The organism is Pseudarthrobacter enclensis (assembly GCF_001457025.1).
Taxonomy (GTDB): Bacteria; Actinomycetota; Actinomycetes; order Actinomycetales; family Micrococcaceae; genus Arthrobacter; species Arthrobacter enclensis.
The window spans coordinates 829,749-852,771 of sequence record NZ_KQ758599.1 but is presented as its reverse complement, the minus strand read 5'-3'; the positions used below and the strand labels follow the sequence as shown (position 1 = coordinate 852,771).

Sequence of the window (23,023 nt, the reverse complement as noted above, 5' to 3'; positions counted from 1 at the left end):
CTTCAGCCGGCCTCAGCCAGCTGCCCGCGGAACGCGCGCCGGTAGGACTGCGGGCTGGTGTCCAGGACCTTGGCGAAGTGGTGCCGCAACAGGACCGGATGCCCAAATCCGGATTCCCTGGCGACCTCGTCAATGTTGAGGTCCGTGGACTCCAGCAGTTCCTGGGCCCGCAGCACCCGCTGGGAGTTCAGCCACGCCGCAGGTGTAGCCCCGGTTTCGGACCGGAACTTCCGGGCAAACGTGCGCGGTGACATGTGTACCCGGGCCGCGAGGTCGTTGACGGAGTGCTCGCGGTCCAGGTTCTGGACCATCCACCGCAGCAGGGCCTCCATGGGTGCGGAACCACACGTGGGCATGGGCCGGTCGATGAACTGCGCCTGGCCGCCGTCCCGGTGCGGTGGAACCACCATGTCCCGGGCGATCGCCGCCGCCACCTGGGCGCCCAGCTCCACCCGCACCAGATGCAGGCAGGCATCGATGCCGGCCGCTGTTCCGGCCGAGGAGATGATGTTGCCGTCCTGTACGTACAGGACGTTCTCGTCAACCCGGGCCAGCGGCCAGGAAGCGGCCAACTGGCCCGAGTAGTGCCAGTGGGTGGTGCATCGGCGGCCGTCCAGCAGGCCGGCACGGGCGAGCGCAAAGGCGCCGGAGCAGATGGACATCACCCAGGCTCCCCTGGCGTCAGCGGCCCGAAGCGCCTCGAGGACCGACTCGGGCACCTCCTGGTCATGCCCGAACGGAGCCATGATGACCAGGTCCGCATCCGCGGTGGCCTCAAGGCCCAGTGGAACGTTCATGGACAAGCCCGACTTCAGCGGCACCTGCCCCGGGGTCGGCGTGCACACCCGGAAATCGAAGGCGGGTACGCCATTCCCCCGGTCCGAGCGGTCGATCCCGAACACCTCGCACGCGGTGCCGAATTCGAACATGGAAAAGTTCGGAACCACGATTACTGCCACCGTTTTCAGCATGCCTCCATTATGGCAGAAATTATAGCTTTTTGGGCATTTCTGCCACTGTTTGCTGAAGAGATCCAAGAGCAGCATGGAGGCATGGAAATCTTCGCCAGCATCCTAGTCATCGTCCTCCTCCTCGTCGCAGCCGCTACCATTGCGGCGCTCCTGGGTGACGGCCGCGGGCACACGCCCCCGGTTGCGTCGCACCAGGACTGGTCCGCACTGGACCTCCCCAGCACCAGCTACACGCTGCGCATCTTCTAGCCACCCGCCGCCGCAGGCAGTTGAACCGGGGGTGCCGGCCCCGCCGCAGTAGACTGTCTGCAGCCATGACTTTTCACATCTCCTATCCCGCCGAGCTGCCGGTCTCCGAGCGCCGCGAGGACCTGATGGCAGCCATCGCCGCCAACCAGGTGACCATCATTGCCGGTGAAACCGGGTCCGGAAAGACCACCCAGATCCCCAAAATGTGCCTGGAACTCGGGCTCGGGGAGAACGGGCTGATCGGCCACACCCAGCCACGGCGCCTGGCAGCCCGCACGGTGGCCGAACGCATTGCCGAGGAACTGGGCGTGGACATTGGCCAGGAAGTAGGCTTCCAGGTCCGGTTCACCGGCGAGGTGGGCAAGTCCACCAAGGTGAAGCTGATGACGGACGGCATCCTGCTGGCCGAGATCCAGCGGGACAAGCTGCTCCGCAAGTACAACGCAATCATCATCGATGAAGCCCACGAGCGAAGCCTCAACATCGACTTCATCCTCGGCTACCTGAAGCGGATCCTTCCGCAGCGGCCCGATCTCAAGGTCATCATCACCTCGGCCACCATCGATCCCGAACGGTTTGCCAACCACTTCGGCACACCGGAAAAGCCGGCCCCGATCATCGAAGTATCAGGCCGGACCTTCCCGGTGGAGATCCGCTACCGCCCCCTGACCCAGCCGCGCGCGGAGGACGAAGACGCATCCGACGACGAGCTTGAGGAGGACCGCGACCCCCTCGACGCCGTCTGTGACGCCGTCGACGAACTTGCTGCCGAGGCGCCCGGGGACATCCTGGTGTTCTTCTCCGGCGAGCGCGAGATCCGCGACGCCGCCGACGCCCTGCAGGCACGCATCCAGGGCAACCGCAGGCTGGCCGGCACCGAAGTGCTGCCGCTGTTCGCACGGCTCAGCCTGCAGGAGCAGCACAAGGTCTTCAACCCGGGCGGCAAGCGGCGCATTGTGCTTGCCACCAACGTCGCCGAAACATCATTGACCGTCCCCGGCATCAAGTACGTGATTGACACCGGCACAGCCCGCATCTCGCGCTACTCGCACCGCACCAAGGTCCAGCGGCTGCCCATCGAACGGGTCTCGCAGGCCTCCGCCAACCAGCGCTCGGGGCGGTGCGGCCGCGTCTCGGACGGCATCGCCATCCGGCTCTATTCGGAAGAGGATTTCGAGTCGCGTCCGCAGTTCACCGACCCCGAGATCCTGCGGACCAACCTTGCCGCCGTGATCCTGCAGATGACCGCCATGGGCGTGGCCCGGGGCCCCAAGGACGTGGAGAATTTCCCCTTCGTGGAGCCGCCGGAGACCCGGGCCATCAACGACGGCGTCACGCTCCTGCGCGAACTCGGCGCCCTGTCGGCTGCCAAGGCGGGCAACGGAGAACGCGACGGCGGAGGCGGCGGCCTCACCGCCGTCGGGCAAAAACTTGCCCAGCTCCCGGTTGACCCGCGCCTGGGCCGGATGATCGTGGAGGCGGGAAAGCGCAACTGTGTCCGGGAGGTCATGGTCCTGGCCGCTGCCCTGACCATCCAGGATCCCCGCGAACGCCCCACGGACAAGCAGCAGCTGGCAGCTGAAAAGCACAACCGGTTCAAGGATGAGAACTCCGACTTCACCGGCTACCTGAACCTCTGGAACTACCTGCAGGAGAAGCAGAAGGAACTGTCCAGCTCCGCCTTCCGGCGCCTGTGCCGGGCCGAGTTCATCAACTACCTCCGGGTACGGGAATGGCAGGATCTCTTCACCCAGCTCCGCCAGCTGGCCCGTCCCCTGGGCATCACGCTGGACAACAACCGCCTCGCCGACCCGGTGGGAAACCACGACGGCGTCCACATCAGCCTGCTGTCCGGGCTCCTGAGCCACATTGGCATCCTGGACGAACGCAGGCGGGAGTACGCGGGGGCCCGCGGCAGCCGCTTTGCCATCTTCCCGGGGTCCGCACTGTTCAGGAAGTCCCCAACGTTCGTGATGGCCGCGGAGCTGGTGGAAACCAGCAGGCTGTGGGCCAGGGTGGCGGCAAAGTTCGATCCCGTGTGGGCGGAGCAGGTGGCACCCCACCTGGTGAAGCGCAACTACAGCGAGCCGCACTGGTCAACGCGCCAGGGCGCCGTCATGGCCTACGAAAAGGTGACGCTCTACGGCGTGCCGATCATTGCCCAGCGGCGCGTCAACTACGCCAAGGTTGACCCGGTGGCGGCCAGGGAGCTGTTCATCCGCCACGCGCTGGTGGAGGGCGACTGGCGGACGCACCACAAGTTCTTCCACCGCAACCGGGCACTCCTGAACGAGGTGGAGGAGCTCGAAGCCCGGATGCGGCGCCGGGACCTGCTGGTGGACGATGAGACGCTGTTCAGCTTCTACGACGCCCGGGTTGGTCCGGACGTCGTGTCCGAGCGGCACTTCGACAAATGGTGGAAGGATGCCCGCAGGGAGAACCCGGACCTGCTGGACTTTGACAAATCCCTCCTGCTCAGCGACGACGCGGAGGGCCTCGACGAGGCAGCCTTCCCCAGGACCTGGCTGCACAAGGGCTTCGAACTTCCGCTGAGCTACGAGTTCCATCCTGTGGCCCCGGGTTCCCCGCCGGACCCGTCGGACGGCGTGACGGCCGAGGTGCCGGTCCTGTTCCTCAACCAGTTGGACGATGCCCCGTTCCGCTGGCTCATCCCGGGGCAGCGCGTTGAGCTGGTGACCGCCCTGATCAGGTCGCTGCCAAAGCAGGTGCGCAAGAATTTCGTCCCCGCTCCGGACGTTGCACGCCAGGCCGTCGCTTTGCTGGAGGCCGATTTCGATCCCGCAGCGGACGATCTCGAACCGTCGCTGGAACTGGCCCTGCGCCGGCTCAAGGGAGCCATAGTGCCGCCGGGATCCTGGAACTGGGATGCGGTGCCCGCGCACCTGCGGGTGAGCTTCAAGGTGGTGGACAGCGCAGGGAAGGTCCTGGGCGAGGGCAAGGACCTGGCCGCCCTGCAGGAAACCCTGGCTCCGGCCACCAGGAGGGCCATCGCCGAGTCGCTGGGCGCAACCCCTGCAACGGCGGGCCCCGCACAGAAGCGCCCCGGAAAGGGTTCCCGCGGCACGGGTGCCAGGAACGACGCCGGCGCCTCCGCCGCGGCAACGTCCGGCCAGGTGCCGAAAGGGGGCGCGGCGGCCGGCTTCGTGGAGCGCGACGGCCTGACCGAATGGAACGTCGGGACCATCGGGCGCCACGTCAGCAGCATCGTCAAGGGCCACACCGTCACCGGTTACCCGGCACTGGTGGATGAGGGGACCTCTGTTGCCTTGCGTGTGTTCCAGACGTCCGGGGAACAGCTGGAGGCGATGCGCGGCGGCGTGATCAGGCTGCTGGCCCTGCGCGTGCCCTCCCCCGACCGCTATGTCCTGGAGCACCTGAGCAACACCGAGAAGCTCACGTTCAGCCAGAATCCGCACGGGTCGGTGTCCGCCCTCATCGCAGACTGCGCCCTGGCTGCCATCGACAAGCTGACGCCCGTGGAGCTTCCGTGGGACCGGCAATCCTTCGACGCCCTCTACGAAGTGGTCCGCTCGGAACTGATCGACACCGTCTTCAGCGTCACCGCCGTAGTGGAGAAAATCCTCTCGGCAACGCGCCGGATCGAAAAGCAGCTGAAAGGCTCCACCAGCCTGGCCCTGATCAGCGCCCTGAACGACATCAAAAGCCAGCTCGAGCAGCTCGTCTACCCCGGTTTTGTGGCACGCACGGGCTACGCACAGCTCAGCCAGCTGCCCCGGTACCTCGCGGCAGTGGAAAAACGGCTGGAACGCCTGCCCGGCAACGTGCAGCGGGATGCGCTGAACATGGCAGTGGTCCAGCGCCTCGAGGATGATTACGACGACGCCGTTGCGGCACTGTCAGCCGGCCGGAAGCCCGGACAGGAATTAACCCAGGTGCGCTGGATGATCGAGGAACTCCGGGTGAGCCTCTTCGCCGTCGAGCTGGGAACCGCCTACTCCGTCTCGGAGAAACGGGTCCGCACCGTCCTCAACAAAGCGCTCGCCCCCGCGTAGCGGAAACACCCCCCGAGAGGAACACTTATGGAGATTTCGCTTGCCCACGGGCCGGCCGGCACCGAGATTGCCGGCCTGGGCCACGCACAGCCGCTGCGCATCATGGACAACCATGAGCTCGAAGGCATGATGGACACCAGCGACGAATGGATCCGGCAGCGCACCGGCATCATCACCCGCCGCATCGCCGCCGAGGACGAAACGGTGGTGGACCTCGCCATCCCGGCCGCCCGGATGGCGCTGGCCGATTCCGGCGTGCCGGCCACGGATATCGACCTTGTGGTGGTGGCCACCACCACGGCAGCCGAACGCTCACCCAACACAGCCGGCCGCGTGGCCGATGCCCTGGGGCTGGGCCGCGGCGGCCGCGGCCCGGCCATCATGGACGTCAACACCGCGTGCTCGGGGTTCGAATACGCCCTCGGCGTGGCCGACCAGGCCATCCGCTGCGGCAGCGCCTCGCACGCGATCGTCGTCGGCGCCGAGACGCTCTCCGCCGTGACCGACTGGACGGACCGCGCGACGGCGGTGCTGACCGCTGACGGCGCAGGCGCCGCCGTCGTCCGTCCCTCCGACACTCCGCGGATCGGGCCGGTGGTCTGGGGCTCGGAAACCGGCATGGCCGACGCCGTGAAAATTTCGCCGCCGTCCGGGCGGTTCTCCCAGAACGGCCGCGAGGTGCTGCGCTGGGCACTCACCCGGGCACCGGAGCGTGCGCGCGAAACCGTGGCCCGGGCCGGCCTGCAGCTGGACGACATCCAGGTCCTGGCCGCACACCAGGCCAACCTGCGCATCATCGAACCGCTGGCCGATGCCCTGGGCATGACGGACAGGGTGGTCATCACGGATGTCACGGAGTCGGGCAACACATCCGCGGCGAGTGTTCCGCTGGGCCTGAGCAAATGGTGGCACTCCGGGCGGATCCCGGCGGATGTCCCGGCACTGCTGTTCGGCTTCGGCGGAGGCTTCACCTACGCCGGCATGGTGGCGATGACGCCGCGCCGGGCCTGACCCCCGGGCACCTGCGCCGCAGGGTTGCCGGCCTAGCCGGCGGGGACGAATTCCCCGTAGCCGGCCGCCCGCAGCCCTGCGCGCAGCTTGTCGGCGTTGGCGTCAAGGACCTCCGGATCCGGGTTCTGGTCCGCCGAGCCGAAGTCGAAGTCAGCCATGCTTTGGGACGGCCACACGTGGACGTGGAGGTGGTTGATTTCATACCCGGCAACGATCAGGCCGGCCCGCCGCGCCCCAAAAAGGTCAACCTGGACTGCGCCGATCCGGCGGGCCACCTCCATGACCCGCGCCAGCGTCTCCGGTGACGCGTCGGTCCACCGGTCCACCTCCTCGGTGGGGACCACCAGGGTGTGGCCGTCCGCCAGCGGCCCGGTGGTCAGGAAGGCCGAGACGTCTTCCTCGCGCCAGACGAAGCGGCCGGGAATCTCGCCGTTCAGGATTTTTGTGAAGAGGGTGCTCATGCGTCTGCCTCCTTGGCGGCTGCCTGCAGGGTGCTGGTGTCCAGCACGAAACGGTATTTGATGTCGCCGGCGACCATCCGGTCGTAGGCCTCGTCCAACTGGTCGGCGGCCACCACTTCGATGTCCGCCGCCACGCCGTGACCGGCGCAGAACTCCAGCATTTCCTGGGTCTCCGCGATCCCCCCGATCAGCGAGCCCGCGTAGGCAACGCGCCGGCGGATGAGGGCGCGGGGATCGACCGGGGGCATGTCCTCCGACGGCAGGCCGAGCTGGAACAGCGCGCCGTCCACCCGCAGGGTGCGCAGCAGCGCGTTCAGGTCGTGCGGAGCCGCCACAGTGTCGATGATGACGTCGATAGTGCGGTTGGCCGCCGCCATCGCGTCGGCGTCCCGGGACAGCACCACCTTGTCCGCGCCCAGCTCCCTGGCAGCGTCCACTTTGGACTCCGACGTCGTGAAGACCACCACCGTGGCGCCCATGGCCTTGGCCAGTTTGACGGCCATGTGGCCGAGTCCGCCCAGGCCCACCACACCCACCACGTCACCTTCCTCGACGCCGAAGTGCCGCAGCGGCGAGAAGGTGGTGATCCCGGCGCAGAGCAGCGGCGCAGCGGCGGCGGGGTCAAGGGCCTCAGGGACCCGGAGGACGTACCTGCGGTCCACCACGATCGATGACGCGTAGCCGCCCTGGGTGATGGAATCGCCGTGGCGCCGGTCCTTGGCGCCGTACGTGCCGGTCATTCCCTTTTCGCAGTACTGCTCCAGGCCGTCCAGGCAGCCTTCGCACTCGCGGCACGAGTCCACGATGCAGCCGACGCCGACGCGGTCCCCGGGCGAGAGGTCCGTGACAGCAGAACCCACCCGGCTGACCCTCCCCACAATCTCGTGGCCGGGGACGAGCGGGTAGGACTGGCCGCCCCACTCACCCCTCGCTGCATGGACATCGGAGTGGCAGAGGCCGCAGTAGTCGATGGCGATGTCGACGTCGTCCGGCGCGGGAGCGCGGCGGGCAACGGTCAGCGGGACCAGGCCGCTGACGGGCGAGACGGCACCGCGGGCGGCCGCGTTGCGGGCGGTGGCGCCGTTCGTTACCTCTGCAGGCTGGACAGGATGGGCGAGCGGCGGTGGTACGGGGCGTCCTGGTGTCATAGTGCGACGGTACCTTCGCCCCCGGGCGCGTTTCCACCCGGCACGGGGGCGGGCCTGCCCGGTTCCGGGCCCGTCGCCACCGGCAGGTCCGGATGATTGGACCATTCGGAAAACGAGCCGGGATACAGGGCTGCCTCGTAACCGGCCGCCGCGAGCGCAGCGACCTGGTGGGCGGCCGTCACACCGGACCCGCAGTACACCGCCACCGGTATTCCCTCCCGCACGCCGAGGTCCCGGAACCTGGCCCGCAGTTCCGACGCCGGCAGGAACCGGCCGCTGCTGTCCAGGTTTTCGGCGGTAGGGGCGCTGACGGCCCCCGGGATATGTCCGGCCCGCGGATCAACGGGTTCCACCTCGCCGCGGTACCGCTCCCCTGCCCTGGCATCGAGCAGCAGCCCGCCGTCCGCCCAGGTGGCGGCAGCAGCGGCGTCGAGCACGTCCAGGGCCCCCGCAGCGAGGGTGACGTTGCCCGGGCGGGGCTGCACCGCTCCCTGTTCGACAGGAAGATCCGCTGCACGCCAGGCGGCCAGGCCGCCGTCGAGAAGGTACGCTTCCGGGAACCCTGCATGCCGCAGCATCCACCAGGCGCGGGCGGCCGCCATGTTGCCGGTGTCGTCATAGGCCACCACTACGTCGCCGTCGTTGATGCCCCACCTCCGCGCCGCCGCCTGGAAGTCGGCGGGTGCGGGCAGCGGGTGGCGCCCCCGGCGGGGTTCGGCATGGGCCGCCAGTTCCGCAGCCAGGTCCACGAAGACGGCACCGGGCAGGTGTCCTGCCAGGTAGTGCTCCCGGCCATGCGGATCACCCAGCGCCCACCGCACGTCGAGCAGCACCGTGCGCCGGCCGTCCGCCAGGAGGTTCCTGAGCCGGGACACGTCCATGAGGGGATTCATTGTTCTCCTTGGGTGGGATGCCTGTGTTCCCACTCTAGGCCGGAGATGACTTGTGCGCGGGTAGGCTGGTGCGGTGGAAAACGGCAACAGCAGCACATTGCAGGAGGACTGGTCCGGGCGCCGGTGGCGGGACCGGGAGTGGGCGGACGAGGCCTTGCGCAGGATTGCGGCGGAAAACAACCGCTCTGCGGACACGCACCTGTATTCGGTGCCGCTCCCGGAGCACTGGGGCGTCCAGCTCTACCTCAAGGACGAGTCGACCCACCGCTCCGGCAGCCTCAAGCACCGGCTGGCACGTTCGCTGTTCCTCTTCGGCCTGGTCAACGGGTGGATCCGGGCCGGCACCACGATCGTTGAGGCGTCCAGCGGCAGCACTGCCGTTTCCGAGGCGTACTTTGCGCAGCTGCTCGGCCTGCCGTTCATCGCCGTCATGGCCCGCAGCACCAGCCCGGAGAAGATCGCGCTGATCGAACAGTTCGGCGGTTCCTGCCTGCTGGTGGACCACGCCGGCGATGTGTATGCGGTGGCCGAGGAAGTGGCCGCCACCACCAAGGGCCACTACATGGACCAGTTCACCTACGCCGAGCGGGCCACCGACTGGCGCGGCAACAACAACATCGCCGAATCGATCTTCGGCCAGCTGGCCATGGAGGAACACCCCGTGCCGCACTGGATCGTGGTGGGGGCCGGAACCGGCGGCACCAGCGCAACCATCGGCCGCTACCTCCGGTACCACGGCCACCCCACCAGGCTGATGGTGGTGGACCCCGAGAACTCGGCGTTCTACCCCGGCTGGCTCGCGGACAGGGAAGGGAAGGCCCTGGACCGCCCGGCGTCGGGACTGCCGTCCAGGATCGAGGGCATCGGGCGTCCACGGCTGGAGCCGAGCTTTGTTCCGTCCGTCATTGACCATATGGTCCAGGTGCCGGATGCGGCGTCGGTCGCCGCGATGCGGCACCTGACGTCGCTGGCCGGCCTGCACGCCGGCCCTTCCACGGGCACCAATCTGTGGGGCGTGTGGCAGCTGGTCGCGGGCATGATTGCCGAAGGGCGGCGGGGCAGCGTGGTCTCCCTGATGTGCGACGGCGGCGAACGTTACGCGGGCAGCTACGGCAATCCGGAGTGGCTGGCCGCCCAAAAGATCGATCCTGCTCCGTGGGAGGCCCTGATCCGCGACTTCTTCGACACCGGCCGGTGGACCGGGAACTAGATGTCCACGGACTCGCCCGCGGCGAGGTGGGCATACTCGGTGCCGTACCTGGCGCCGATCCTGGCGACGTGGCCCTCCACGATCTTCAGTCCGTTGTCGTTGAGGAGGCCGTCATGGATCTGGAACGCCTTCGGTGCCCGGACCCCCACCACGAAGTCCACCACCTCCGCGGACTTGCTCCAGGGCGCGTGCAGCGGCACCAGGAGTGTCCGCACCGTGATGCCGTCCGGAATGATGAAGGAGTCGCCCGGGTGGTACAGGTTTTCGTCCAGGAGGTAGCCGATGTTGGCCACCACGGGAATCTGCGGATGGATCAGTGCATGCTGGCCGCCGAAGCTCCGCACATCGAAGCCCGCAACCTGGAAGGACGTCCCCGGCTCGACGGCGTGGATCCGCTCCCCTGCGTCCGGCACCTCTGAGCGCATCCGGTCCGCCACACCGGCCGGGGCGTACAGGGCGGGCCCGCTGTCGCTGCGCAGTGCACCTGCCACCGCATCGACGTCGATGTGGTCGGCGTGCTCGTGGGTGACCAGGACTGCCTCCGCCCCGGACAGCGCCTCCTCCGTTTCGGAAAAGTTGCCCGGATCGATCACCAGGACCCGGTTGTCCTTCTCGAGCCGGACACAGGCGTGGGTGTATTTCGTCAGCTTCATAGCGCCAGCCTAGGGCGGTCCCGGGAACAGTGTCCACGAACCCCCGGCTGGTAATCTTGGTCTTTGCCATGATCCCCACGGAAGCGAGTTCATCCATGCCGCTCGGCGCCAAGGCTGAATCCACCACACCCGCGCCAGGCCAGGGCGGCGGCAAGGAACAGCGCGTCACCAAGCAGCGCCGCGCAGTCAGCGCCGCACTCGATGAACTGGACGACTTCGTCAGCACCCAGGAGCTTTACCGGATCCTGCAGAACCAGGGCGTGTCCGTGTCCCTGGCCACGGCCTACCGCATCCTCCAGTCGCTCGCGGACGAAGGTCTGGTGGACGTGCTCCGCAACGGCGACGGCGAGGCCGTCTACCGCCGCTGCGCCGTCACCGGGCACCACCACCACCTGCTGTGCCGCAACTGCGGGAAAGCCGTGGAAGTGGAGGCGCCCGCCGTCGAAACCTGGGCCGCCCGCACCGCCGCCGAACACGGTTTTACCGAGGTGGCGCACACGGTGGAAATCTTTGGCCTGTGCCCGGACTGCACCGGGTTGCGGGCTGCCGGGAAACTGTAGTTCCCCGGGCCGGGTCCCTAGCGGGCCTGAAGGACCCTGCCGTTGATCCCCTTGCGGGACCGGACGGAGCCGATCGCACGGCACACCACGTAGATCAGGAATGACAACGTGGTCACGTAGGGGCTGATGGGGATCCGCCCGCCCAGCGCCAGCAGGATCCCGCCCACGGTTGCCGTCACGGCGAACGCCACGCTCAGCAGCACCACGGCAACCGGTGAGGACGTCACCCGCAACGCTGCCGCAGCCGGGGTGATCAGCAGGGCCAGCACCAGCAGCGCACCCACCACCTGGATGGACAAGGCAACGCTGACCCCCAGCAGGACCATGAACACGATGGCCAGTGTCCGCACCGGCACCCCCCTGGCTTCCGCCAGCTCGGGATCGACGCTGGCGAAATTAAGCGGGCGCCAGATGGCCACCAACGCCACCACCACCACTGCCGCGGTTCCGGCAAGCACCTGCAGCTGGACGGTGTCCACCGAGACGATCTGCCCCGTCAGCAGGCCGAACTTGTTGGCCGCACGGCCCTCGTAGAGGGACAGGAAGAGGATGCCCAGGCCCAGGCCGAACGGCATGATCACGCCGATGATCGAGTTCTTGTCCCGGGCCCGCACTCCCATCAGCCCCAGCAAAAGGGCCGCCGCCACGGACCCCGCCAGGGAGCCAAACACAATGTCAGCGCCGATCAGCAGGGCGAACGCGGCGCCGGCAAAGGACAGCTCGGAGATTCCGTGCACGGCAAAGGCCAGGTCCCGCTTCATCACGAAGGTTCCCACCAGGCCGCCCAGCAGCCCCAGGACGGCGCCGGCCCAGATGGAGTTCTGCACCAGGACCAGCAGCTCGCCGTAGTTCTCGAAGTTGAAGATCGCACCGAGGATGCTTCCGGCGTCCATCAGGCCACCTCTCCCGCCAGCGCGTGTGGTTCTGCGTGATGGTGGGTTGTGGCGTCGGGGAGCCCCACCACCACCAGCCTGCCGTTGGCGCGGATAACCTCCACATGGCTGCCGTACAGGTCGGACAGCACCTCGGTGGTCATGACCTCCTCCGGCGTTCCCACCCGGAACCGCCCTCCGGCCAGGTACAGGACCCGGTCCACATAGTCGATGATCGGGTTGATCTCATGGGTCACGAACACCACGGCACTGTTGCGCTCCCGGCACTGGCTGTTGATCAGCGCGCTGACCGCCTGCTGATGGTGCAGGTCAAGGGACAGCAAGGGTTCGTCGCACAGCAGCACCTGCGGATCGGAGGCCAGTGCCTGCGCCACGCGGAGCCGCTGCTGCTCGCCGCCGGACAGCTGGCCCACGGGTACCCTGGCGTACTCTGAAGCACCCACCAGCTCCAGCAGTTCGTCGATGCGGCGGTTGATTCTCCCCGCGTTGAGCCGCAGCCCCCAACGGTGGCCGTCGACGCCGAGTCCCACCAGGTCCCGGGCGCGCATCGGAGTGTCCGGCGCGAAGGATTTCTGCTGGGGTACGTATCCGATGAGCCGGCTGCCCCGCTCCACGGGCCGGCCGGCCAGGGCGGCACTGCCGGCGTGCAGGTCCTGCAGGCCCAGCAGCACCTTCAGGAAACTGGTTTTCCCGCTGCCGTTGGGCCCCAGGACGGCGAAGAACTCTCCGGGCCTGATCGCCAGGTCCAGGTCCTCCCACAGCGTCCGCTGGCCAAATCTCAGGGACGCTCCGGCAAGGCTGACGACAGGTTCCACCTATTTACTCTCCAGGACTTTGCTGATGTTCTCCACATTGTCCGTCATCCATTGCACGTACGTCTTGCCGTCCGGGAGGGTTTCGTTGAAGTCCACCACGGGAACCCCGGCGGATTCCGCCGCTTTCTTCAGGGCTTCGGTTTGCGGGCCTTCGGTCTGGCTGTTGTAGGCGAGGAGCCGGACGGACTTGCCCGCCACGAGGTCGGTTGCAGCCTTGAGCACGGCGGGCGGAACGTCCGAGCCCTCCTCGATGGCGGAGGTGTATTCCTCCGGAGTCGCGTTGACCAGTCCCGCGTCCTCCAGCAGGTAGAGGGGCACCGGCTCGGTCACGGCCACCTGGGTGCCGTCCGCTCCCGCCTTGAGGGTGTCCAGCTTGCCGTGCAGCCCTTCCAGGGATGACTTGAAGGCGCCCGCGTTGGCCTCGAAGGTCGGGGCCGAGCCCGGCTCCAGAGCCGACAGCCGCGCTTCCACTTCGTCCGCCAGGCTCTCCATGGCGTGCAGGCTGTACCAGACGTGTTCGTTGAAGGCCCCATGGTCGTGGGCATGGTCTGCTTCACCGTGCTCCGCCCCGCCGGCGGCGGATTCGGTCGCCCCATCCTCCGGGTGGGCCAGGCCTGAGACCTCGACGGCGTCAATGACCTTGCCGGAGTCCAGCTTGCTGCCGTCCACCAGCGTGTGCATGAACTCGTCGTAGCCGCCGCCGTTGGTGATGACCAGGTCTGCCTTGGAGACCGCCAGGCGGTCCTGGGCGTTGGCTTCGTAAGAGTGCGGGTCCTGGCTGGTTTTGGTGATGATCGACGTGACGCTGACCTTGTCCCCTCCGATGGCAGCGGCTATATCGCCGTAGACGTTCGTGGCGGCCACCACGGCGATGCCGTCGGAACCGCCGGGCGAGGCATCCTGCTGCTGGGCGCTGCAGCCGGTGAGCAGCAGGCCCAGGCCTGCTGCTGCGGCCAGGGTGGAACGGACGGCGGATCGGCGCACGGGTGACCTCGGTTCACTGGGGAGGGAACAGTTTATAGTTTCCAGCTTATACCTAAATAGGAATCATTCCTATTTAGGCTTGCCCTCCGTTCGCCTGCCCAAGCCGCCTAATGCCGGTGGCCTGCGTAGCGTCCCGGATTTCACCCACCAGCTGCTCGATCACATCTTCCAGGAAGAGCACTCCCCTGGTGTTGCCGTCCCTGCCGATCACCCGCGCCAGGTGCGAGCCTGTCCGCTGCATGACGGACATGGCTTTCTCGATCTCGTCGTCGAGGGCCAGGTTGGCCAGGGACCGGATCCGGCTTTCGGCGATGGGCTGGCCATATGCTGCCTCCGGGATGGAGAGCACATCCTTCACGTGCAGGTAGCCGTAGAGCATGTCCTCGTCGTCCAGCATGGGGAATCGGGAGAAGCCCGTCCGGCTGACCGCTTTTTCGAACTCCACGGGAGTGGTGGCTGCCTTGAGCATCACCAGGTTCTCGAGCGGAACCATGATGTCGGCGGCCGTGTGTTCCGAGAATTCCAGCGCTCCGTTGATCAGCCCGGCGTCATCATCCACCAGCCCGTGCCGAGTGGATTCCTGGACAATCGACTGCACCTCCTCCAGTGTGAAGGAGGAGTTCACCTCGTCCTTGGGCTCAATCTTCAACAGCTTGAGGATGTGGTTGGCCGACCAGTTCAGGACCGAGATGACCGGGTGCACCAGGCGGGCCACGAACACCAGCGGCGGGGCCAGGAACATGGCCGCCTTGTCCGCCACGGACACGGAGATGTTCTTCGGGACCATCTCGCCGAAGGTGACGTGCAGGAACGTCACGAACATCAGCGCCACGGCGAATGCGGCCACATCCGCGGCTTCCACCGGCAGGCCCACCAGCTCCAGAGGCTCGGCGAGAAGGTGGTGGATCGCGGGCTCGGCCACCAGGAGGATCAGCAACGAGCACACCGTGATGCCCAGCTGCGCGCAGGCCAGCATCAGCGAGACGTTCTCCATCGCTTTCAGCGTGGTCTGCGCCCTTTTGGACCCGGACTCCGCCAGCGGTTCAATTTGGCTGCGCCGTGCGGACATGATGGCGAACTCGGCCGCCACGAAGAAGGCGTTGCCGAGCAGCAGGAATGCCAGCCAGACAATACCGGCCCAGTCGCTCATGGGGTGCTCCCGTTGGTGGCGGCCGCAGCCGGCTTAAAGCAGATCCTGTCGATGCGGCGCCCATCCATCCGGGTGACGCTCAGCGTTCCGCCGTCCACGGTGACGGTGTCGCCCACCGCTGCGATCCGGCCAAGCTTGCTCATGACGTAGCCGCCAACGGTTTCGTAGGCGGACTCGTCTGGGACCGTCAGTCCGGGGATTTGTTCGGACAGTTCGTCCGGCCTGAGCAGTCCGGGGAAGTACCAGTCTCCGGAGGCGCTCTGCAGCAGGCCCGGACGGACCTTGTCGTGTTCGTCGGACACTTCCCCGACAATCTCTTCTACCAGGTCCTCAAGGGTGGCGATGCCCGCGGTTCCGCCGTATTCGTCAAGGACGACCGCGAGCTGCAGGTTGCCTTCGCGCAGTTCGGCAAGCAGGGCATCGAGGTGGATGGTTTCGGGAACCCGGAGGACCTCCGTCATGATGGCTCCGGCTTCGAGGTTCTGTCGGCGTTCCGACGGCACCGCAACGGCTTTCTTGACGTGGACCACGCCCTTGATGTCGTCCGCGGATTCGCCGATCACGGGGAACCGGGAGTAGCCGGTGCGGCGGGCTGCGGCCACGACGTCCGAGACGGGCTGGTCGGAGTCGATCATCTCCACCCGGATCCTCGGCGTCATGACATCCGCGGCGGTCCTGGTGGAAAAGTTCAGGGTTCGGGCAATGAAGTTGGCGGTGCCGGCGTCCAGCGTCCCCATCGCCGCGGAGCGGCGGACCAGGGAAGCCAGTTCCGCGGGCGTGCGTGCCCCGGAGATTTCCTCCTTGGCTTCGAGGCCAAAGATGTGCAGCACGCGGTTGGAGAAACCGTTGAGCAGCACGATGGCCGGTTTGAAGACGGCGGTGAAAACCAGCTGCGGACGTGCCAGGGCCTTGCCCACCGGGAAGGACAGGGCGATGGCCATGTTCTTCGGCACCAGTTCCCCGAGGAGCATGGATAGCAGGGTGGCCAGGACCATGGCGATGACCAGCGAGATGGACGCCGCGGCCACCTCGGGCAGGCCGAACGCTGTCAGCGGGCCCTCCAGGAGCCGGCCCACGGACGGTTCCATGACGTAACCGGTCAGGAGCGTGGTCAAGGTGATGCCCAGCTGGCAGCTGGAAAGCTGGGTGGACAGGGATTTCAGGCAGGCCAGCAACGGCACCGCGCCCGCGTCGCCGTCATCAACGGCGCGCTGGACGGTCGGCTGGTCCAGGGCAATGAGGGAAAATTCGACGGCGACGAAAAATCCGGTGCCCGCAATCAGGAGCAGCCCTGCCCCCAGGAGGAGCCATTCCATTCAGTATCCCGCCCGCACAGTGCCGGACGGACCCGGCAGGCACGCCTGCGCAGGGGCGCGCCAGTCGGGCGGAGGGGGGCCGGCGGGAGCCGGGACACTGTGGCCGGCGGCTGCGGCCGGGTCATGGGCATGCGTTCGGGGTCTGCCGGCGCTGCGGGCGGACTGTGCGGAGCCGCTCTTGGCGCTCCGCGTGCGTCCCCCAGGCCGGCACCTGGATTTACTGTCCATAAGGGTTTCAGTCTACAGGAGCAGCAGGTCCGGACCCCGCCCCCGGACGCCGATCCGGCGGCGCGCAACCTGCTGCCGGGGATGCCGGCCGGGAGACACTTTTCCCGCCATATTCCGGCCTTCCAAAGTCACTTCATGATTTGGGTCACCCTTATTGGCAGTTAACACATACAGCTCACTAGACTTGCAAAGGTCTGGGTTCAGAGGACTCAGGGAAACCGGCCCACAACAGAAGTGCTGACGCACGTGCGGTCCGGAGAGAAATCAAACTCATGGAAGAGGCGTATTTCAAGTGCCAGAGCAGCCAAGCCACCGTCTACCAGAGGAATTTGGCGGAAACGAGTGGCTCGTTGACGAACTGTACGAGCAGTATCAGCAGGACAAGAACGCCGTGGATGCCAAGTGGTGGCCGTTGTTTGAATCGTTCGACTCAGGCAGCAGTTCTTCTTCCAACGGACACTCTGCGGGTGCTGCAGCAAACCCGCCCACAACCAAGCTTCCCGTCGTGAACGCGGCCCCTGCTGCCCCGGCACCGTCGCCGTCCGCAGCCCCGCCCGCGCCCGCGGCACCCCCCGCAGCGGCAGCCCCTGCCGCCCCGGCTCCCGTAAAGAAGGCTCCTGCAACCGAGGCCCGCGACGGCGGCACGAAGTCGTCCACCGGCAGCGGCGCTCAGCCCATCCCGGCCCAGCTTCCCAAGAACGTCAAGGCACCCACGGCCCCCGAAGAGGACGTCGTCTCCGTCCTGCGCGGCCCGGCCAAGGCGATTGCCACCAACATGGTCACCAGCCTCGAGGTCCCCACGGCCACGAGCGTCCGTGCCATCCCGGCCAAGCTGCTGATCGACAACCGCGTGGTCATCAACTCCAACCTGGCCCGCGCCCGCGGCGGCAAGGTCTCCTTCACCCACCTCATCGGCTACGCCGTAATCCGGGCCCTGTCCCAGTTCCCGTCGATGAATGTCTACTACGACGAGGTGGACGGCAAGCCCGTCGCCGTCCAGCCCGCGCATGTCAACTTCGGCATCGCCATCGACATGCCCAAGCCGGACGGAACCCGCCTCCTGATGGTTCCGAACATCAAGAAGGCTGAAACCCTCAACTTCGCCGAGTTCTGGCACACCTATGAGGACCTGATCAAGCGGGCCCGCAACGGCAAGCTGACCGCCGAGGACCACCAGGGCACCACGGTCTCGCTGACCAACCCGGGCGGCATCGGCACGGTCCACTCCGTCCCCCGCCTCTCCAAGGGCCAGGCTGCCATCATCGGCGTCGGCGCCCTCGACTACCCTGCGGAGTTCCAGGGCGCGAGCGAGAAGATCATCGCCCAGAACGCCATCAGCAAGGTCCTCACCCTGACCTCGACGTACGACCACCGCGTCATCCAGGGCGCAGGCAGCGGCGAGTTCCTGAAGCTGGTCCACCAGTTGCTGCTGGGCGCGCAGAACTTCTACGACGAGATCTTCGAAGCCCTCCGCATCCCGTACGAGCCCGTCCGCTGGAGCCCCGACCTGCAGGTGGACCCGGCCGACGAGATCAACAAGGTCGCCAGGATCCAACAGCTCATCCACTCCTTCCGCGTCCGCGGCCACCTGATGGCGGACACCGATCCGCTGGAGTACGTGCAGCGGAAGCACCCCGACCTTGACGTCCTGACCTACGGGCTGACCCTGTGGGACCTGGACCGCGAGTGGCCCACCGGCGGCTTCGGCGGCAAGCCGATGCTGAAGTTCCGTGACATCCTCGGCGTCTTGCGCGACGCCTACTGCCGTACCACCGGCATCGAGTACATGCACATCCAGGAGCCGGCTGAGCGCAAGTGGTTCCAGGACCAGCTGGAGCACCCCTACTCCAAGCCCAGCCGCGAAGAGCAGCTGCGGATTGTCTCCCGGCTTAACGCCGCGGAGGCCTTCGAGACCTTCCTGCAGACCAAGTTCGTCGGCCAGAAGCGGTTCTCCCTCGAGGGCGGCGAGTCGCTGATTCCGCTGCTCGACGCCGTCATCTCCGAGGCTGCCGACGACGGACTGGACGAGGTCGCCATCGGCATGGCCCACCGTGGCCGCCTGAACGTGCTGACCAACATCGCCGGAAAGACCTACGCACAGGTGTTCCGCGAGTTTGAAGGCACCCAGGACCCCCGCTCCGTCCAGGGCTCGGGCGACGTCAAGTACCACCTCGGCACCGAAGGCACGTTCACCTCGGAGAACGGCAACGAAACCAAGGTCTACCTGGCAGCCAACCCGTCGCACCTCGAAGCCGTGGACTCCGTCCTTGAAGGCATTGTCCGCGCCAAGCAGGACCGCCTGGACCAGGGCGAGGCCTTCCCCGTCCTGCCGATCATGGTCCATGGCGACGCCGCCTTCGCCGGCCAGGGCGTCGTGGCTGAAACGCTGAACCTGTCCCAGCTGCGCGGGTACCGCACCGGCGGCACCATCCACGTGGTGGTCAACAACCAGGTGGGCTTCACTACCGCGCCTTCATCCTCGCGCTCGTCCACCTACTCCACGGATGTGGCGAAGATGATTCAGGCGCCGGTGTTCCACGTGAACGGCGACGACCCCGAGGCCGTGGTCCGAGTGGGCCAGCTCGCCTACGAGTTCCGCCAGCGGTTCCACAAGGACGTCGTCATCGACATGGTCTGCTACCGCCGCCGCGGACACAACGAGGGCGACGACCCGTCGATGACCCAGCCCATGATGTACAACCTGATCGAGGCCAAGCGCTCGGTCCGCAAGCTGTACACCGAGGCCCTCATCGGCCGTGGCGACATCACCGAGGAAGAAGCGGAGCAGCTGCTGCGCGACTACCAGGAACGGCTGGAACGCGTCTTCGCCGAAACCCACGCCGCACAGACCTCGCCCATCCCGATCGTCACGGCGGATTCCGCAGCCGTTTCCGACATCGAACGGCCCACCGCCCAGCAGGCTGATGCCGGCATCAACGCCCCGGCGTCCACCGCAATCTCTGCCGACACGCTGGCCCGCATCGGCCACGCGCACGTCGAGATCCCAGAGGGCTTCACGGTCCACGCCAAGCTCAAGCAGCTGCTCGAAAAGCGCGAGCAGATGTCCCGTGAGGGCGGCATCGACTGGGGCTTTGGCGAGATTGCAGCCTTCGGCTCGCTGATCATGGAAGGCGTCCCGGTCCGGCTCGCCGGCCAGGACTCACGCCGCGGCACATTCGTCCAGCGCCACGCCGTGTTCCACGACCGCGCCAACGGCAACGAATGGCTTCCACTGGGCAACCTGTCCGAGGGCCAGGCCAAGCTGTGGATCTACGACTCCCTGCTGTCCGAATACGCTGCCATGGGCTTCGAATACGGCTATTCCGTGGAGCGCCCCGATGCCCTCGTGCTCTGGGAAGCGCAGTTCGGGGACTTCGTCAACGGCGCCCAGACGATCATTGACGAGTTCATTTCGTCCGCCGAGCAGAAATGGGGCCAGCGCTCCTCGCTGGTCCTGATGCTGCCGCACGGCTACGAAGGACAGGGGCCGGACCACTCATCCGCCCGCATCGAGCGCTTCCTGCAGCTGTGCGCGGAACAGAACATGATCGTGGCCAACCCCACCACGGCCGCCTCGCACTTCCACCTGCTGCGCCGCCAGGCGTACAGCCGGCCGCGGAAGCCGCTGATCATCTTCACGCCCAAGCAGCTGCTTCGCCTGAAGGCTGCCGCTTCCGCCGTCGAGGACTTCACCAGCGGTACTTTCCGTCCGGTCATCGGTGAGCATGAGCAGCTGGATGCCAACGCCGTCGAGCGTGTGCTGCTGGTCTCCGGCCGTCTCTACTACGACCTGCTGTCCACCCGGCAAAAGACCGGAGACAAGACCACGGCCATCATCCGCGTGGAGCAGCTCTACCCGCTGCCGCACGAGGAGATCGCGGCCGAGCTGGCCAAGTACCCGAACGCAGAGGTTGTGTGGGCCCAGGACGAGCCCGCCAACCAGGGACCATGGCCGTTTATCGGCCTGAACCTGCCGGACCTGCTGGACCGCAGGGTCCGCCTCGTGTCCCGGCCTGCGTCGGCCTCCACGGCAGCCGGCTCCATGAAGCGGCACGCCGCTGAGCAGGACGTCCTGCTGAAGCAGGCATTTGCGCGGAAGTAAGCACCGGACCTGCCCGGCCGGAGTCGAAATACCAGACTCCGGCCGGGCAGGTCTGTTTAATGGATGGACAGAGCCGCCGGCCGGCCTGCTGCGGCCAAGGCTGCGGCGGGCCTCCGGAGGCCGGCCGTTACAAACGTTAAGAGGATCGTGTGGAAGACAGGAAGCTGCGGATCGCGGCTGTAGGAGACGAACTGCTGGCCGGACTGGGGGACCCCCGGGCGCTGGGCTGGCTGGGGCGCGTCCTGGCCCGCACGCCCCAGGACAGCATCCTGCTGGAAAGCTATTCGCTGCCCTGTCCCCAGGAAGGGACAGAGGGCCTCGCCGCCCGGTGGCTTGACGAGGCCGGCAGGCGTTTCAGCGACCAGGCGGAGAACCGCCTCGTCATCGGGCTCTCCGGCCGCGACATCGAGTTTGGCCTCTCCACCGCGCGGAGCCGCCTCAACCTGGCCAACATCCTGGACTCCGCGTCGCAGAACCGCATCGAGGTGTTCGTCGTCGGGCCGCCGCCCACCCTCGATCCGGTCCGCAACCGCCGCCTGGATGAGCTGAACACCGCTTTCGCGGACGTGACCACCCGCCGGAAGCACCTGTACGTGGATACGTTCTCGCCGCTGCTCAACCACGAACAGTGGCGCCAGGATCTGGCGGCCAACGGCGGCACCCCCGGCCAGGCCGGGTACGGGCTCATGGCCTGGCTGGTGTTGCACCGCGGCTGGTTCCAATGGCTCGGAATGGAAGCCCCCGAGTAGCCTCCATACGCGATATATCTTGACCGCCCACGCTGCCGGGCGTACCGTGGTCAAACCGCGATATATCGTCTTTGGAGGATCAATGTCAGAGCAAAGCTGGACGGTCACCGACCCACAGGCCATCGATGTTGACGGCGTGGCATCACTCAGGCTCGGCATGGTCCGCGGCCGGTTCGATGTGGTGACCCACGCTGACCCTGTGACCCGCATTGAGATCTCCGACGTCCAGGGCGACCCCGTGGCGGTCTCCCTCACGGACGGGCGGCTGGAGGTGCGGCACCAGCTCCACGGTCCGCAGGGCTGGTTCAGGAACCTGATGGGCGCCGTCAGCCATAACAGCGAAAACTCCGCCGTGATCAGCATCGCCGTGCCGGCCGGCGTGGAGATTGAAGCCGGAACGGTCAGCGGCCACGGACTGGTCTCCGGAATCACCGGACGCACCCGGCTGAACACGGTCTCCGGCTCTGTCATCGCGGACCATACTGCGGGTGAACTCCACATCAACACCGTCAGCGGCGACGTGACGGCCCGGGCCCACGACGGCGTCCTCACGGCAAAGAGCGTCTCCGGCGAGGTGACAGCATCCGGGAGGCTCAGCCACGTCCGGGCCCACACCGTCAGCGGACACCTGAACTTCGACCTCCTGGGCTTCACCGAGGACTTCGGCTCCAACTCGGTCTCCGGAGACCTCACCATCCGCCTGCCGCACGACATCGGAGTGGACATCATTGCCAAGTCCGCCAGCGGGTCCGTGGTCATCAACGACCAGCGCTACGCCCAGGTGGGAGGGAAAGTGGAGACCATCGCCGGGCCGGACCGGCAGCTGATGCTGGTGCGCACCAACTCTGTATCAGGCAGGACCTCCATCTTCCACGGTCCGGCAGGCGGGAACGCGGAAGCCGGACTCTGATGCCGCCGGTCTTCGCGCACGGCGCCCTGCGGCTGTACCTCCTGGCACTGCTCGAGTCCGGGCCCAAGCACGGCTATGAACTCATCAGGGCCCTGACCGACCGGTTCGGCGGCACCTACTCCCCCAGTGCCGGCACGGTCTACCCCCGCCTGGGAAAACTGGAGGAGGAGGGGCTGGTCTCCACAGAAACGGCCGGCAGGAGGACCAACTACCGCATCACGGCCGCCGGCCTCGCCGAGCTCAACAGCCGCCGTGACGAACTGGCAGGCGTCGAGGACGGCATCTCCGCGTCGGTGCGCCGCCTGGCAGACAACCTCCGGGAGGACATCCAAAGCAACATGCGGAGCCTCCGGGCCGATCTTGCCGCCACAGCAGAAGCCGCGCGCACTGCTGCCAGGGTCACCGGGGCAGGGAATATGGAAACAAGTGCCGAGGGAAGCCGGGCGCTCAAGGAAGCGGACCTGATGCTTCAGGCGTTCCGGGACGACCTGCGCCGCGAGCTTCGCCTCCGGGCCGGCGGGGAGCCGCTCAGCCCTGCGGCGCTGGAGGTTCTCCGTACCGTACTGGATCAGGCGAGGACCGCCGTCGTGGATTCCCTGGACCGGAAGCCTTCCGCTGATTCCGCAGGTCACGCAGGGCCAGCCGGTTCGCGGCCAGTCTGATCATGTGGGAGACTGGAGGGCAGC

Annotated in this window: 19 protein-coding genes; 9 read left to right on the top strand and 10 right to left on the bottom strand. The window is 67.1% G+C overall.

From position 1 onward, the window contains the following. Positions 1 to 2: 2 nt before the first annotated feature. Positions 3 to 971 (bottom strand): GlxA family transcriptional regulator, encoded by a 969-nt coding sequence (locus AS031_RS03850; protein WP_058266771.1) that lies wholly within the window; start codon positions 969 to 971, stop codon positions 3 to 5. A gap of 81 nt (positions 972 to 1,052) precedes the next feature. Between AS031_RS03850 and AS031_RS20000 the strand changes: the two genes are divergently transcribed. From AS031_RS20000 to AS031_RS03840, 3 genes are all read left to right on the top strand, one after another. Continuing rightward, on the top strand, positions 1,053 to 1,220 hold the full coding sequence (locus tag AS031_RS20000; protein ID WP_169793857.1) for a hypothetical protein: 168 nt from the start codon (positions 1,053 to 1,055) through the stop codon (positions 1,218 to 1,220). 65 nt (positions 1,221 to 1,285) lie between these two features. Next, a complete protein-coding gene (hrpA, locus tag AS031_RS03845) occupies positions 1,286 to 5,254 on the top strand; it encodes an ATP-dependent RNA helicase HrpA (protein ID WP_058266770.1) in 3,969 nt (1,322 codons plus the stop codon). Positions 5,255 to 5,281: 27 nt separating this feature from the next. Next, a complete protein-coding gene (locus AS031_RS03840) occupies positions 5,282 to 6,265 on the top strand; it encodes a beta-ketoacyl-ACP synthase III (protein WP_058266769.1) in 984 nt (327 codons plus the stop codon). Between the two features lie 32 nt (positions 6,266 to 6,297). On the opposite strand, the gene AS031_RS03835 is transcribed toward AS031_RS03840, so the two are convergent. Genes AS031_RS03835 through AS031_RS03825 form a run of 3 tightly spaced genes read right to left on the bottom strand, consistent with a single transcriptional unit; the run spans position 6,298 to position 8,767 of the window. Then, the gene (locus tag AS031_RS03835; RefSeq protein WP_058266768.1) at positions 6,298 to 6,726 is read right to left on the bottom strand and encodes an HIT family protein; all 429 of its coding nucleotides are present in this window, start codon (positions 6,724 to 6,726) and stop codon (positions 6,298 to 6,300) included. Further along, the gene (locus tag AS031_RS03830) at positions 6,723 to 7,874 is read right to left on the bottom strand and encodes an NAD(P)-dependent alcohol dehydrogenase (protein ID WP_058266767.1); all 1,152 of its coding nucleotides are present in this window, start codon (positions 7,872 to 7,874) and stop codon (positions 6,723 to 6,725) included. Before AS031_RS03830 ends, AS031_RS03835 begins: the two co-directional genes overlap by 4 nt. Continuing rightward, positions 7,871 to 8,767 carry a sulfurtransferase gene (locus AS031_RS03825; protein WP_058266766.1) on the bottom strand — a complete coding sequence of 299 codons (897 nt, stop codon included), beginning with the start codon at positions 8,765 to 8,767 and terminating at the stop codon, positions 7,871 to 7,873. The genes AS031_RS03830 and AS031_RS03825 overlap by 4 nt, the downstream gene beginning before the upstream one ends. 73 nt (positions 8,768 to 8,840) lie before the next feature. Here AS031_RS03825 and AS031_RS03820 point away from each other — a divergent pair, with 73 nt between their 5' ends. Beyond that, the gene (locus AS031_RS03820) at positions 8,841 to 9,977 is read left to right on the top strand and encodes a PLP-dependent cysteine synthase family protein (RefSeq protein WP_306589360.1); all 1,137 of its coding nucleotides are present in this window, start codon (positions 8,841 to 8,843) and stop codon (positions 9,975 to 9,977) included. Here the strand turns inward: AS031_RS03820 and AS031_RS03815 are convergent. Then, positions 9,974 to 10,630: an MBL fold metallo-hydrolase gene (locus tag AS031_RS03815; protein WP_058266765.1), complete on the bottom strand. Its 657-nt coding sequence runs from the start codon at positions 10,628 to 10,630 to the stop codon at positions 9,974 to 9,976. The genes AS031_RS03820 and AS031_RS03815 overlap by 4 nt on opposite strands. Positions 10,631 to 10,725: 95 nt before the next feature. Between AS031_RS03815 and AS031_RS03810 the strand changes: the two genes are divergently transcribed. Further along, complete coding sequence (locus AS031_RS03810; protein ID WP_058266764.1) at positions 10,726 to 11,190, top strand: Fur family transcriptional regulator; 465 nt, start codon at positions 10,726 to 10,728, stop codon at positions 11,188 to 11,190. Positions 11,191 to 11,207: 17 nt separating this feature from the next. Here the strand turns inward: AS031_RS03810 and AS031_RS03805 are convergent, their stop codons facing one another. From AS031_RS03805 to AS031_RS03785, 5 genes are all read right to left on the bottom strand, one after another. After that, positions 11,208 to 12,083 (bottom strand): metal ABC transporter permease, encoded by an 876-nt coding sequence (locus AS031_RS03805; RefSeq protein ID WP_058266763.1) that lies wholly within the window; start codon positions 12,081 to 12,083, stop codon positions 11,208 to 11,210. Continuing rightward, on the bottom strand, positions 12,083 to 12,898 hold the full coding sequence (locus AS031_RS03800) for a metal ABC transporter ATP-binding protein (protein ID WP_058266762.1): 816 nt from the start codon (positions 12,896 to 12,898) through the stop codon (positions 12,083 to 12,085). The genes AS031_RS03805 and AS031_RS03800 overlap by 1 nt, the downstream gene beginning before the upstream one ends. Next, the gene (locus tag AS031_RS03795; protein WP_058266761.1) at positions 12,899 to 13,882 is read right to left on the bottom strand and encodes a metal ABC transporter solute-binding protein, Zn/Mn family; all 984 of its coding nucleotides are present in this window, start codon (positions 13,880 to 13,882) and stop codon (positions 12,899 to 12,901) included. Between the two features lie 73 nt (positions 13,883 to 13,955). Beyond that, the gene (locus AS031_RS03790) at positions 13,956 to 15,032 is read right to left on the bottom strand and encodes a hemolysin family protein (RefSeq protein WP_058266760.1); all 1,077 of its coding nucleotides are present in this window, start codon (positions 15,030 to 15,032) and stop codon (positions 13,956 to 13,958) included. Next, positions 15,029 to 16,348: a hemolysin family protein gene (locus AS031_RS03785; RefSeq protein ID WP_058266759.1), complete on the bottom strand. Its 1,320-nt coding sequence runs from the start codon at positions 16,346 to 16,348 to the stop codon at positions 15,029 to 15,031. Before AS031_RS03785 ends, AS031_RS03790 begins: the two co-directional genes overlap by 4 nt. A gap of 520 nt (positions 16,349 to 16,868) precedes the next feature. On the opposite strand from AS031_RS03785, the gene AS031_RS03780 reads away from it, so the two are divergent. From AS031_RS03780 to AS031_RS03765, 4 genes are all read left to right on the top strand, one after another. Further along, the gene (locus tag AS031_RS03780; protein ID WP_058266758.1) at positions 16,869 to 20,678 is read left to right on the top strand and encodes a multifunctional oxoglutarate decarboxylase/oxoglutarate dehydrogenase thiamine pyrophosphate-binding subunit/dihydrolipoyllysine-residue succinyltransferase subunit; all 3,810 of its coding nucleotides are present in this window, start codon (positions 16,869 to 16,871) and stop codon (positions 20,676 to 20,678) included. A gap of 149 nt (positions 20,679 to 20,827) precedes the next feature. After that, positions 20,828 to 21,427: a GDSL-type esterase/lipase family protein gene (locus AS031_RS03775; RefSeq protein ID WP_058266757.1), complete on the top strand. Its 600-nt coding sequence runs from the start codon at positions 20,828 to 20,830 to the stop codon at positions 21,425 to 21,427. 82 nt (positions 21,428 to 21,509) lie between these two features. Then, on the top strand, positions 21,510 to 22,337 hold the full coding sequence (locus AS031_RS03770) for a DUF4097 family beta strand repeat-containing protein (protein WP_058266756.1): 828 nt from the start codon (positions 21,510 to 21,512) through the stop codon (positions 22,335 to 22,337). Beyond that, the gene (locus AS031_RS03765) at positions 22,337 to 22,999 is read left to right on the top strand and encodes a PadR family transcriptional regulator (protein ID WP_058266755.1); all 663 of its coding nucleotides are present in this window, start codon (positions 22,337 to 22,339) and stop codon (positions 22,997 to 22,999) included. Before AS031_RS03770 ends, AS031_RS03765 begins: the two co-directional genes overlap by 1 nt. Positions 23,000 to 23,023 lie beyond the last annotated feature (24 nt).